At 58.5% G+C, this 12,512-nt stretch carries 16 protein-coding genes; 14 read left to right on the top strand and 2 right to left on the bottom strand.

The genetic code is table 11. From position 1 onward, the window contains the following. Positions 1 to 75: 75 nt before the first annotated feature. The 13 genes from NLM33_RS26275 (at position 76) to NLM33_RS26215 (ending at position 9,813) form a co-directional block, all read left to right on the top strand. Positions 76 to 318 (top strand): hypothetical protein, encoded by a 243-nt coding sequence (locus NLM33_RS26275; RefSeq protein ID WP_254100189.1) that lies wholly within the window; start codon positions 76 to 78, stop codon positions 316 to 318. 1,017 nt (positions 319 to 1,335) lie between these two features. Continuing rightward, positions 1,336 to 2,130, top strand: a complete 795-nt coding sequence (locus NLM33_RS26270) for a hypothetical protein (protein ID WP_254100187.1) — start codon at positions 1,336 to 1,338, stop codon at positions 2,128 to 2,130. Continuing rightward, complete coding sequence (locus NLM33_RS26265) at positions 2,127 to 2,594, top strand: hypothetical protein (RefSeq protein WP_254100185.1); 468 nt, start codon at positions 2,127 to 2,129, stop codon at positions 2,592 to 2,594. Before NLM33_RS26270 ends, NLM33_RS26265 begins: the two co-directional genes overlap by 4 nt. Beyond that, positions 2,591 to 4,036: a ThiF family adenylyltransferase gene (locus NLM33_RS26260; RefSeq protein WP_254100183.1), complete on the top strand. Its 1,446-nt coding sequence runs from the start codon at positions 2,591 to 2,593 to the stop codon at positions 4,034 to 4,036. The genes NLM33_RS26265 and NLM33_RS26260 overlap by 4 nt, the downstream gene beginning before the upstream one ends. 3 nt (positions 4,037 to 4,039) lie before the next feature. Continuing rightward, the gene (locus tag NLM33_RS26255; protein WP_254100181.1) at positions 4,040 to 4,912 is read left to right on the top strand and encodes a hypothetical protein; all 873 of its coding nucleotides are present in this window, start codon (positions 4,040 to 4,042) and stop codon (positions 4,910 to 4,912) included. A gap of 77 nt (positions 4,913 to 4,989) precedes the next feature. Further along, positions 4,990 to 6,204, top strand: coding sequence for an SAVED domain-containing protein (locus NLM33_RS26250; protein WP_254100179.1), 1,215 nt, complete (start codon positions 4,990 to 4,992; stop codon positions 6,202 to 6,204). Further along, positions 6,198 to 6,389, top strand: a complete 192-nt coding sequence (locus tag NLM33_RS26245) for an SAVED domain-containing protein (RefSeq protein ID WP_371929989.1) — start codon at positions 6,198 to 6,200, stop codon at positions 6,387 to 6,389. Before NLM33_RS26250 ends, NLM33_RS26245 begins: the two co-directional genes overlap by 7 nt. Positions 6,390 to 6,452: 63 nt before the next feature. Further along, positions 6,453 to 7,175, top strand: a complete 723-nt coding sequence (locus NLM33_RS26240) for a hypothetical protein (RefSeq protein ID WP_254100177.1) — start codon at positions 6,453 to 6,455, stop codon at positions 7,173 to 7,175. Between the two features lie 446 nt (positions 7,176 to 7,621). After that, positions 7,622 to 7,771 (top strand): hypothetical protein, encoded by a 150-nt coding sequence (locus NLM33_RS26235; RefSeq protein WP_254100175.1) that lies wholly within the window; start codon positions 7,622 to 7,624, stop codon positions 7,769 to 7,771. Then, a complete protein-coding gene (locus NLM33_RS26230) occupies positions 7,758 to 8,441 on the top strand; it encodes a helix-turn-helix domain-containing protein (protein ID WP_254100173.1) in 684 nt (227 codons plus the stop codon). Before NLM33_RS26235 ends, NLM33_RS26230 begins: the two co-directional genes overlap by 14 nt. 4 nt (positions 8,442 to 8,445) lie before the next feature. Further along, a complete protein-coding gene (locus NLM33_RS26225) occupies positions 8,446 to 8,880 on the top strand; it encodes a hypothetical protein (RefSeq protein WP_254100171.1) in 435 nt (144 codons plus the stop codon). Then, positions 8,870 to 9,427: a hypothetical protein gene (locus NLM33_RS26220; protein WP_254100170.1), complete on the top strand. Its 558-nt coding sequence runs from the start codon at positions 8,870 to 8,872 to the stop codon at positions 9,425 to 9,427. The genes NLM33_RS26225 and NLM33_RS26220 overlap by 11 nt, the downstream gene beginning before the upstream one ends. Beyond that, a complete protein-coding gene (locus tag NLM33_RS26215) occupies positions 9,409 to 9,813 on the top strand; it encodes a hypothetical protein (protein ID WP_254100168.1) in 405 nt (134 codons plus the stop codon). Before NLM33_RS26220 ends, NLM33_RS26215 begins: the two co-directional genes overlap by 19 nt. An 81-nt stretch (positions 9,814 to 9,894) precedes the next feature. Here the strand turns inward: NLM33_RS26215 and NLM33_RS26210 are convergent, their stop codons facing one another. Further along, the gene (locus NLM33_RS26210; protein WP_254106211.1) at positions 9,895 to 10,422 is read right to left on the bottom strand and encodes a DNA sulfur modification protein DndB; all 528 of its coding nucleotides are present in this window, start codon (positions 10,420 to 10,422) and stop codon (positions 9,895 to 9,897) included. Here NLM33_RS26210 and NLM33_RS26205 point away from each other — a divergent pair. Then, positions 10,352 to 10,858 (top strand): recombinase family protein, encoded by a 507-nt coding sequence (locus NLM33_RS26205; protein ID WP_254100166.1) that lies wholly within the window; start codon positions 10,352 to 10,354, stop codon positions 10,856 to 10,858. The genes NLM33_RS26210 and NLM33_RS26205 overlap by 71 nt on opposite strands. Before the next feature lie 669 nt (positions 10,859 to 11,527). On the opposite strand, the gene NLM33_RS26200 is transcribed toward NLM33_RS26205, so the two are convergent. Next, entirely contained in the window at positions 11,528 to 12,451 is a 924-nt protein-coding gene (locus NLM33_RS26200; RefSeq protein ID WP_254100163.1) for a hypothetical protein, read from the bottom strand. Between the last annotated feature and the right edge of the window lie 61 nt (positions 12,452 to 12,512).

The following is a 12,512-nucleotide window of genomic DNA, read 5'->3' as shown; positions in this document are numbered from 1 at the left end:
CCTGGCAAAGCCGCGTCGACACCAAGATCGCAGCTTGGACATACCCATCTCGCTCAGCGGGGGCTTGATCCGGTTGTGGCAGACATCACCGAAAAGCACGCAGGAACCATGGTCGACAATGATAGCAACAAGAGGCGCCGGCTCGTCGAGTTCAAGGACGGTTGCCGCTATGGCAAATTCGGAAGGACCAAGGCTTATGAGCTGATCGCCCTTGACAGGATCAGGGCTTACAAAATGGGAGGCAAGACCATGATCGACCTCGACAGCGTGGATGAATATCACACTTCGCTGCCGAGGATTGAAACGAGAGCAAGCTAAATCACCGTTCTGCGCAGCGGCGCACCATCGCGGAGGCCGCAGAGCGATCGGACCAATGAGCGCACGCGTTCGGCTCAATAGGCCGGAACAGGGTACTAAGCGAAACTATGACAATGGAAGAGCCGCCGCCGTAGGACTGACGGCTCCGCAGATCGAGCGTTAGGGCCGCGCAAGTCGAAGGCAAGCGTGATAAGTCGATTTGTTCCGTGCCAGCGCCGGGTCGACACCTGATTGTCTATTATCCCGCTGCGTTGAACCAGGTCGAACATTCGCGCCGGCAGTTCGAACGCCGTCCTGGCGAGCCTCGAGGACGTAGCGCGCGTGGGGGCTCAATTACTGTCGATCATTGAACGGTTCATTGCATTGCGTTCGCGAAATTGCCGATGGCTGCTCAGTGCCGACAAGGCGAATGACCGGTGCGATGAAATCCTTCGAGAGGACGTGATCTAGCGCGGAATTCAAGCGTCGATGCGGGAGGCGTTGCATTATTCGATATCGATACGGCGTTACTATGCCTACCTCACGCGCCGACTGTTTGTAGGCCGGCAAAGACAAAGACAAAGACGTGATCGATCTGACAGGCCGACTTCGGATATCGATCCGGTGGGCGGGAAGCGTTCTTTGCGCGTCAGAACGTCGGGATATATCGCCGCTCGGTAGAGTGCTCAAATGAAGATCGAGTCCATACGTATCAAAAACTTTCGGTCGTTCGCCAACATGGTGCAGAATGGTCTGCTCCCGATTCGTAGTTGAGTTGGGTCTTGAGTCATTGGGTGAGGCGGAATGGTAATCAAGCGGATTGCCAGCTTTCTTGGCCGACGCAGGTCCAAGGCACTGGCGCCGTCCGCGCCTGCGCCGCGGGTAGACCGTGCGCCCACAGCGCCTCCTTCCCGTCCGGCGGCCAGCAAGCCATTCGTGATCTGGGAGTCGGAGCTGCGCGCCATCGCCGCCGAGGCAGCGGCGTGGACCGTCGAAACCGGCGGCGATCTCTTCGGACGCTGGCCGGATCATCCAACGGTGTTTCTCGCAACGAAGGCGGGGCCGAACGCGCAGCGCGACAATGCGCATTTCCGCCTGGACGTCGACTATCTGAGGCAACTCAGCGAGCCGCTCGCGGCGGACTGGGCGCTTCGCTATTTCGGCGATTGGCATTCCCATCACCGGCTCGGCCTCTCGGAACCGAGTTCGGGCGATCGAAGACGCATTCGTCAGCTCGGGAAACGCAATGCCTTTCCGGGGATGGTGGAGATCATCGTTACGACGGAAGGATCCCGCCAGACGCCGACGGTGCGCATTCACCCGTGGTTCTACGACCTCGCCACGGAGGAAGAGCCGGTCGCGATGAGCGTTACGGTGCACGCCGGCTGCAGCCCGGTCCGCGAGGCGTTGATCGCGCGCGGCTTGTTTCCGGAGCAATCGCTCAAGGAATGGGAAACCGTTGCGCTTGACCGTGTTCGCATTGGCGATGCGGGTGAGCCGCCTGTTCTCGGCAGTGCGCCTGTGGTTGACCCGGCGACGCGCGAGCGAGCCATCACGCATCTCGCCGAAGCCCTGGAGCGGGAGAGCGGCGCCCCCATTGAGCAGCACACGATGGCGTTTGGAAAAATTCTGGTAGCCCAGTTGAAGGAGCCGCATCACCTCGCGTTCGCCATCGATCAAAAATGGCCGATGGGTGTGCTTGAGGTTCATCGCCTCGATCGGGCGACGGGCAGCGCGGAGCAAATTGAAGCACCGGCAGGGCTCGTGGTGCCCGACATTAATGGAATCGTGCAGGTTTATCGTGCGGCAAAGCGCCAAAGAGGTAACGCGTGACGTGGACAATGGCACAGCGGCAGCGCCTGGCGCTTGAACATCAAATCCTCCAGAACGAGGGCTTTACGCAGTTCGGCGTTTTTCACCACCCGGCGGATGATACGTACAGCGCTGGCGGCACGGCGACGACCAGCGTAGGCAGGAACTATCATCTTTTCTGCATGATCCCGCCGAGTCATCCGACTCAGCGGCCGTCACTCTATATTACCGACCCTAACCCCTTGCTGAATTTCAATCGTGTGGCCATTTCTCGGCTGGGCGTCTCGCACGCCATGCACACCCTTGAGCCCCACGCGGTAGGCTGGGTTCAGATTTGCCATTGGCGCGCCGATCGCTGGCATGCAGGCATCGTTCTGCAGAAGGTGTTTCTCAAGGCGATGCTGTGGCTCGAAGCCTACGAACAGCATCTCGCCACCGGGCGCGATCTCGCTGACTTCGTCCGTACCATGCAGGAGGCCGCATGAGCGACCAACGCTCGATGATCCGCGATGCGATGCAGGCCATCGCGCAGCGGAAACCCGGTAAGTCGAAGCTCGTCTACGACAAGACGAAGCGCACGATCGTCGCAGTTTCCGAGGGTGTGCCTACCCCGCAGGCGCTCAATATCACCGCTGACGATGCCGACATGTTCGGCGTCGTCACGCTTTCCTCGGGATGGCTGCGCGACAAGTGGCTCTCGTTGACAAAAGCTGGCTCCCTTCCCGTTGACTTCAGCTCGTGGGACGATGGCGATGCGCTCACGCAGTTGGAATTGTGCATTCAAGGCAGCGGCACCCGTGCGGCAGCGATGCTCGTCCTCGGCCAGCCGCAAGGGCAAACAACCGAGGGAGTGGTGATCTCCATCGTTCCCACGGACAAGCCAGCACATCGCTCCGATGTGTTCGTATCGCCAGACAACATCGCGTACCGGGCCGAGCTCGTTGAGCCTGCTGCGACGGCCGGCCGTCAACGCGAGGTCGTGTTTGCCGATATTGAGCCTCAACTCGACCTTCGCCGTGCGGGCATACTGGAAACGACTGTTCTCAAAGACCGAACCGTCCTGTGTATCGGGCTTGGAACGGGCGGCGCCCATGTCGCGGTCGAGCTCGCCAAATCCGGCGTTGGTCACTTCATCCTGGTGGATCGAGATCGCCTATCCGTCGGCAATGTGGTGCGGCACCCGGGCGGAATCTCGCAGGTGGGCCGCGCGAAGGTAAATGTCACGCGCGATCTCATTCTTGAAAAGAACCCTGGTGCGCAGGTCGAGGTGCATGTGATCGGCGTCGGTTTTGAGAATCGCGACGTGATCGCCGGGCTTGTGCAGGCCTCCGACCTCGTCATTTGCGGGACCGACAACCGGCAAAGCAAGTTGCTCATCAACGAGCTTTGCGTGTCGGCCAACAAGTCCGCCGTCTATGGCGGTGCCTTCCGCCGCGCCTATGGCGGGCAAATCTTGCGCGTTCGCCCGAAGCTGTCCCCGTGCCAGCAATGCTTTGTCTCTTCCTTGCCGGACGAAGCGTCCGATGTTGAGGTATCTTCACAAGATGACGCCGACGCGATCGCCTATTCGGATCGCCCCGTCGCCGTGGAGCCGGGCCTTTCCTTGGATGTGCTCCCCATCGCGACGCAGCTCGCCAAACTGGCCATGCTCGAACTCCTTGCCGACAAATCCTCCACGCTCAATGTGCTCAAGCGCGACTTCGATGCGCCGTGGTATCTCTGGCTCAACCGGCCCGAACCCGGTACGCAGTATGCCGACATGCCTCCCTTGAGCGACAGTAGTGATGAAATGACGATTAACCGCTGGTATGGCATCTACTTTGAACGGGACGAGCAGTGCCCCGTTTGCGGCGATTTCCTTTCCGGCATCGCTGCTGCATACGGCCTCGACGCAACACAGCTTCCTGCGCTTCCGGAAAAGGAGTGACGCGTGGAGCTTTCTGCCGATTTTGCGCGCTATGTCAGCTCATGCGAGCCTGATGACGATGCTGTGAAGACAGCCAAGAAAGCGCATGAGAAAGTCCGTGATGAGCTCAAGACGGACGAAGACACCAAGGACGCTCACGAAGAAACATTCCTGACGGGATCGTACCGACGACATACCGCCATCCACAACATCGAAGACGTCGATGTTGTGTGCATCCTTGATCTGGATATTCAAGCCGAAGGCTCCGAGCCCGAGGTTGTTCTTACCTGGCTTCAGGGGGTGCTCGACAAATATTACAGCGAAACGCGGCCACAAGGCCGCTCGATTGGCATTAGCGCCAAAGGCGTTTGGCTCGACATCGTGCCCGGCACGCCCGTCTACCAAGACGGTCCGCTCTGGATTCCGGACCGCGACGCCAAAGCATGGGTGCAGTCGCATCCCAAGGGACAGATCAGCGCCGCAAGCGAGAAGAACAAGGATACGGGCGGTTATTACGTTCAGACCGTCAAGCTGATGAAATCCTGGCGCGACCGGCTTCCCACCGACAAATCGAAGCCGAAATCCTACATTCTCGAAACGCTCGTCCACCAGACGATCGGGCTTCCGACGTCGCACGCGCGGGCTGTCGTGAATGTGCTCGAAGGGATCAATTCGACCTACGGGTTCTATCGTGGCTTGGGCACCGTGCCATTCATTGCCGATCCGGGTTTGGGGACCGTCAACGTTGCGAAGCGCTGGGAAAGCGCCGAGTTTGATGCTTTCCTCGACCAGGTGAAAGCGGCCGCTTCGACCGCTCGCCAAGCGCTCAATGCAACCGATGAAGCCGAAAGCCGCAAGCTATGGCGAAAGCTTTTCGGTTCGACCTTCGGGGCGTAGGAGAAAGGAATGGCCAAAACCCCCTCTGGATCGCCCGACACTCCCGGATCCCTTCTCTCGCCGGATGCGATGGCGGCTTGAACGCTGGAAAAGGCTTCGATTTTCAAACGCGCTACACGGTGTGCCACCTTCCGATCTGGTTGCAAGATGGCTCGTTTCACCAGATCTTTACGGAAGGCACCGGCGATATCGACATCCGCTATGTTGACGAAGGCAAGTCGCGCCGGAAACACATTCAGACCAAGGACCACGACGTCGCGCCCGCCGAATTCAAGGACGTGATCGAGGCGTTTCGCAGGTATGATGCCGACATGCCGGGCACGTATCAGGAATTTCGGCTGGCATGCCCCAGTCTTTCGCAGCAGATGCGGCCAGTTGAAACAGGACTCGCGCGTTTTCGTAACGCCAAGCCCTTTTATGACGACGATGTTCCCGCGCTCGCGCAGACACAACACGATGTCGACCAGCGTATGCGGGCCATCGGCCTGAGCGACGAACAAATCGCCTTCATCCATGAGAAGGTCTTTGTTGACATCGGGTATGGCGATCTGGCGCATGATGAGCGAGCGCTTGATATCTTCATAGCGAGAATGCTCAGCCATCCCGATTTTGCGAGCAAGATTCGAGCGATGGTCCTGCCCGCTTACGCTGCCCTAATGAATAAGGTCGGCGCCAGCAAAGGCGTGGTGCTGGACAAATCCTCGATCGAAGCGCTGTTGCGCTCTGCGGTTCTCGCGGATTTGTCGGCAGAAGCTAGTGTGACGCTTTGGGTTCATAACTGGACCAAGGAAGCCTTCACGCCGCCGGCGGATTACGAGCTGGATTGGACGCCGCTCTTCGACCGGGCAGCGCGCAGGGTGCCTTCGCTGGACGCCTGGACCAACGATCTTGTTCGGCAACTCGATACTTTGCGGAAGCACATCATGACGGCCGGAGCCGTACGCACGATCCGGCTCCGCGGAAAATGCGCCCTTTCAACCGGCCTTGCCCTTGGTGCAACGTTTCCGGCGGTAGGCAGTTGGACGTTCGAAATTCCGCAACCGCCCGCAAAGGAGCTTTGGCGCTCGGATGCGACCCCGACGCCCGGCTACACCTTGCAGACGGAAATCACGGAGGCCGACCCAAACGGCACCGACCTCGTGCTTGGCCTGAACATTCGTGGAGATGGCCGCGTGGATGTCATGCGGTACATCGAGTCCACCGGCCAGGCACCCCATGCTTACGTCTTCATGGCGCCGCCAAGCCAGGGTGCGCAATCGATCGGCGGCGATGGAACGCCGTCGCAATGGTGATGGCGGTTCGGGAGGAGTTTGGCAAGCTCTTGAAGGCGCGCCAGCTCCGCATGACGCGACTCTTCTTCTATGGGCCGTTTGCGCTCTCGGTGTTCCTCGGTCAGCAGCTCACATCGATGGGGCGGGTCCAGCTGTTCGAGTATCAAGACCCCAGCTACGTTCCAAGCTGCCTTTTGAAAACCTAACCCCCTTTTTATCGCATCCCTCTTCTCATGCCGGCGCCAGATAAACGACCAGAACTGATACGGTTGCAAAAGGCCTTCGAGGAGGAGGCCGGGAAGTTCCCGGACCTCTCGTTATCTATCTTGTATTTCTCCCAAGAAAAAATTCCGACCGATCGCCTCTTCAGAAAGCCCAATCACCAGATCATGCTCTTGCAGTACTACGGCCAGCTCGACGACACCGACGATGCAGCCATGCATCTGTACAACAATATGCAAACCAGCAACTTCGCCATGGCCGGTTTGAGGGGCTGCCAGTTCTCCTGTTACGGGTTGCTGGAAGGTGAGCCGACGGCCCACTTCATTCGCATGGCGCAGCGTGCCGCCAACCTCTTTTCAGAGAAAGAATGCGAGCGGATCAAGACCCAAGCCATCGCCGATTTCACATCGAACCTGCCTCCGTCAACGACGGGCAAGCCGATCTCCTGCATCAATGCGAACCGTTTGGCGATTTGGCTCAATCATCTCCTGCATCACCTCGCGCGAACGCATCCTCGCTACCTTATGGAAGCCAAGGTTGGCGTTGATCCTTACGCGGCTTCCCTCTCTGCGATCGATGCAATGCTCGCCAAGGCGAAACGCAAAGCACCGGCGCCGCAGGCGATTGATACACGGCGCTACAGAGTTGCGCTTTCATTTCCTGGCGAGCACCGCCCATTCGTCTGCGCAATCGCCGAGCACTTGAAGAACGAACTCGGGAATGATTCCGTATTCGGGACGCCATCAAGCAACGCCGCGACGCAACAATGATGCTTCTGCGTCTCGATCAGGCGGAAGTCCCTGGCTTGTTCAGTATTGATGGTTTCATCGATGTCTCCACATGGACGCCGGCTCAGACCGCTGACGCGATAGTCAAGCGTCTCCAGTCAAATGATGTTTCGGCTCACCACATCGGCTAACCTCGCGACTGATGCACGCGCGCGTGAATGTGCAATGCTCCTTATTCGTTCGAGTTTTGCCCTGAGGCCCGCAAACTCGCCCGGATGCGAGGCAGGCGCGGAGGACATCAAAATCAGTTCACGGGTGATGTTCCATGAACTGTTTTGGGAGCTTTTAAGAACCATTCAGGCTTGCCCATTTTTCCGTATTTTTGAGCTTTTTCTTTCATTCAACCCTATCCAAGGGATTTACTATCTCTAGATATAATATGGGCCCGCCTTTCAAAAAATCGAAGCTTTAGACCTAAGGAGGCTTCGATGATGGTCGCGGATTGGTTGGCGGTGTTCGGCGGCATGTCGGGCGGCGTCTTGGCTGTGCTTGTGGTGTTGGGCGCGTTTGGATTGGCGGCGTTCGCGATCCACGCGGTCCTCACCGTCGCGAAGGAACGGCGCGATGAAGAAGCGTGAATGGGTTCGGCTTCCCTCAAAATGGATCGAGGATGGCGGGCTCAAGCAACTGCAATGGACGAATTCGGAAGCCAGCGGGTCTAACAACATTGCTGCTCTGATGGTGCTGGCTCCGATCGCTCACCACGCCGATGACGAGGGCATGGCGATCTGCACCTATGATCGCCTCGCTCTCGCCACGGGCCTCAGCCGTGCCAAGGTGTCGGCCGGACTCACGGTGCTTGAAAAACTTCAAGTGATCGATAGGGCCCCGTCAGGTCGAAGCACGTTCCAGCTTCTGAACTACAACGAGGCGGGCGGCTGGTCGAAGCTTCCAGCGCGTGGTCTCTATGGCGCTGGCCGGATCATCGGCTTCGAACACTTTCATTTGCGGACAATGAACGAACTGCACGCGCTAAAGCTCTATTATCTCTTTGCTCGGCGGCGCTCGAATAGCACCAACATGGCTCACATCAGTTACGACAAAATTGAGGCATACACGGGTATCGCCCGACCACGGATCAGGAAAGGCATCAGTTTCCTTGCCTCCGTGGGAATGGTCCACGTCGAGCACGTTCCTAGTCGGGCCAACGAACGCGGGACGGCTAACGCCTACCGATTGCCCTTCATTGATCCCTATGTCCATCTCGGCACAAGGGGCCGCGATACCGATTTTGCGCTCGCGGAGTGATGACATGGCAAGCCGATTTGCTGCAGGTCGCCAACGCGATCACCTGGCCATGTCCGATGACGAGTTCGACCGGCGTCTTGGCGCGAATGAAACCGCGTTTGGAGCCGATTGGCTCTCGACGAGCGACACGAGCCTCGCGAGGCTGTGGCAGCGAAAGGACGGTATGGCCGTCAATCAACTCTGTCTGCTCGGCGACGCCATCTCCGGACTGGAGGGTATCGACCCGAACTGGGTTGCTGATCATGTCAAGAAAATCAAAAGCACCGATGCGAATAGCCGACGCGGCTCCCTTTTTGAGCTGATGGGCGTCAATCCACCATCCGCCTCAGACGGTGAGGTCGACCACACGCAACCATCCGGGTTACGATGCCATCGTTGCGGCGGCGCCGCCCATTGGAATCGGCCGCCATCCGGCGCAGAATATCCCAATGTCCATTGAAGCGGAAATCGAAGCCCATGTTGCCGCGATCACGGAGGCGTACCGGGAAACCATCACGGGGCCCGACGCGCAGATCGAGGGCGGCTCGCGCCTGTGGGGCCAGTTTGAAGACGCCGTTGCCGCGTGGAGGGCAAAGCCGTCCCCGCAACGGGTCCTCGCCATCATCGAACGGGTCAACGAATTGACGGTCGTGGGCCTGTTCATCAAACACGATTCGATCGTGAAGCTTGAATACGAGCCACGGCAGGCGGGGCTTGAAGGGCGTATCGACTTCCGCCTCGGCCTCGATATGGGGAAAGCGGCCCATGCCGAAGTGAAGACAGTCCAGCCGCAGACCGATGACAGCGACGAAAACTGGGAGAAATACGAGGAGCGCCGCGAACACTTTACGCCGGGCACGAACCTCATTGTCCAAAAAAAGATGGATGTGCGCGCAGCTTTTTGGGCGGTCTTTCTCAGCCCGGGCTGCCTTCATGCGCTACACGTTGGAGTTCGAGGAAAAGCTGCTGCCGCCCAATCGCCCCGCGCATGGGCCTCGATCCCCTGATCAAGATGGCCAAACGACTGCGTGAAACCGAAATGCTTCAAAAGCTGATGCACCTCGTCGTCCACCGCCGGCAGACCAAGCCCGCTTGGGAGCGCGGCGCGCAGCTGAGGACGCTCGTCCTCATCAAACCAAATGACATAGCCATCGCAGACCAACCCCCGGGCGAAGGCTGTTTCAAACTCTTTCACCAGCTCCAGCGGCATGCGTTTGACAGCCTCGCGGACGACGGCTTCTGCGAGGGACATGCTGCCTTCAAGCGTATCGATCTCAGCCTGATGATGCTGAACGACGTGCCCTCCAAGGAGATTTGCCTTCTTGGCGACCGCCAACCCCATGTCGAAGGGAATTTTCATTTTCGAGGCCAAGACGGAGAGCAAGGTCGTTGAAATCTGCTTGCCCCGCCTTGCCAAGCATCTCGACGGCGGCGACGATCGTCGGGCGCGTGAACGGCACAGGGCTCATGTGGCTCACAGCTTCCGAAGCTGATCGGCCAGCGCGTTCAGCGAGGTCATCGCGGTCGTCAAATCCGGCTTGTCGCCATAGACCATGTCGCGCTGGAAGTTGGCGTAACCCTCGACGAACACCTTATCTTTCGGGATGCCTTCGATGACGCGAAGCGCCTCGGCCAGCGGGTCTTTTTGATAGGCCGGAAAACTCTTGCCGCGCGTCGCGGCGTCGTCCTTCATCACCTCGCGTGCCAGCGCTGCGACTTCCTTGGCGTCGTAGGCCTTCCTCAACCGGTTCAGGTCATGGAACAGCTGACGTTCTTCGTCTGCGTTCAATCCGAGATGTACTTCGAGAAGCAACGCGCAGTAGCTGCGCGCAACCTCAAAGCACTCTTCCCAGACTGCGAGGTCGTCTGATGTTGCCGGTTCACCGTCTTTGGAGCCCAGCAAATTGCCTTTCTTGGGGTAAGCACGGGCAGTGCGTAACGCTTCAAGAAAATCGAACACCAACTGCATTCCCTTGCGGCGGTGCTGGCCAAAGGGCCGCACGGAGCTTGCGATCCTGCGGGACTTCATGAGGAAGGGCGACACCCTAGTCGTCACGCGGATTGACCGTCTGGCTCGCTCAATAGGGGACCTACAGGACATCGTGCGATCCTTGAAAGAGAAAGGCATTGCACTGAAGGCTACTGAACAGCCCATCGATACTAGCACAGCCGCAGGGAAGGCGTTTCTAGACATGCTCGGCGTGTTTGCTGAGTTCGAGACGAACTTGCGTAGAGAGAGGCAGCTAGAGGGAATTGCCAAAGCAAAGGCGCGAGGCGTCTACAAAGGACGAAAGCCGTCGGTTGATGTTGCGAAGGTTCGTGAGTTGCAAGCAATGGGCGTCGGACCAACTGCAATTGCAGAGAAACTACGGATCGGGCGTGCATCAGTGTATCGCGTTCTGAATGCGCGGGCCTCAAGGACAAGGCACGGAGGTTAACGCTGGCAGTATTGCAGCCGGAGCAGAGCGCGACCAGTATGGCGGCGGCAAAATCTCGATTGGGCATTCCAAGCTCTGGTGAGCCCGCTGATCGCGCCTCGAAATTTGTGAGCGTTGGTTGCGCGGGATCGGCGGAGCCACATCAGTAGGCCGCGCTGGGCCTTTGAGCATGGTCGCGACTGTTGAGCGGCAATTCCCGCTATCCGCGCCGCGCTCGGACGCCTGGCCTCCCTATTAGGAAATAAAGGGGAAGGCTCTACAAACTACGCTCAATGTTGGCTCAGCTAATGATGCTGCTCAGAGGCGTGTTGTATCGCTCCGCTTGCTTGATTGGAATCGGTGCACCGTGTCGGTGTATCGGTCTAAGAAAGTAAGTGGGGAAGGATACAACACAACTCATGTTGGACTAGCTAATGATACAATATAGTATTATATGTGTAATACTATAGTAAGGCCAATACCGACAGCGTAGCTGTTACTACATGCTCTGTAAGAGTTGAATCATAAGCGTGCGGTTCAATCCTCTCTAGGACCAACAAGCGACATCAGCCGCCTCATTCAATCACCTCGTGGGCTATGGCGAGCAGCCTTACTGTGAGGCTTATTTCCTGCGGCCGCACTGAGGCGGGGCCGAAGACCCCGCCCAATGTTCCTTCCCAGTCGGTGCAACTACTCGCGAATGAGTGCGAAATTCTTCTTGACCTCGTATTTCACGTTGCCAGGGACCTTCTTGTTATCGCGCGAGAGGTTCCAGCAGTAAACGCAACCCTGGTAGTAATTGGCCGAACCGAACTTATCATATTCGATAGTGCCCTCGTAGATGCTACGCAGCCAAAGATCGAGCGTAGTGGTAGGCAGGTCTTCCTGGTCTGGATCGCCGCCGCGCGCCACATCCTCCCAGAACGGCTTGGCCGCACTCTCGTTGGCGTGATAGGTGCCGAAGATGGCTGCGGTCACCGCCTTGTTCTGGAGCTCGCGCGTTTTGCTGTTGTGCAGCGTCCCGAACCACTTGATGAAGGGATGGAGGGTCTTGTCGCTGAACAGGCTGTAGGCCAGGTCCCCGACGGGTGCCGGGACTTTCTCGACATAACGTTGGAACCAAACATAGCCATCGACAGCGAGCTTGCCATAGGGCTTCGAGACGTCATTGAGATCTTCCTGCAGACCCTGATAGACACCTGCAACGTCGGCCGAGCTGCGGCTCGACTTGCGGTCATCCCACTGCTGGAACAGGAGGGCGACGGCGTCGTCGTTGTCGCAGAGATAATGCTCGCGAATGACCTTGAGCCCGGAAGGTATCGCGGCGTCCATCTCGGCCAGCATGGTGGAGCTGTGCTGGCCATTAATGCGCAAGATGACGCCGGGCTTGTTGGCGACCTCCGCGGTCACCCAATGAAAGCTGACCAGACGACCGGCATCGGCTTTCTCGCGTAAGTGCTTGACATGGCCGCTGTTGATCTCGCGCTCGACGGCGGAGGCGGGCATGTCGCGATAGGCCCTGACCGTCGCCATGGTCAGGTCCTGGACCTCTATGGTCTTGAGGTGAAATCCAGCGGCGCTGGTAATGGCATCCTGTGATGTAGTGTCCAACATCGCTCTAGTCTCCGAGCACCTGAATTGAATAGGCGGCCAGCACGGTGCTCCCATGCTGGCC

Source organism: Bradyrhizobium sp. CCGUVB1N3 (assembly GCF_024199925.1).
Classification (GTDB): Bacteria; Pseudomonadota; Alphaproteobacteria; order Rhizobiales; family Xanthobacteraceae; genus Bradyrhizobium.
This window is presented reverse-complemented; position numbering and strand designations above follow the sequence as displayed.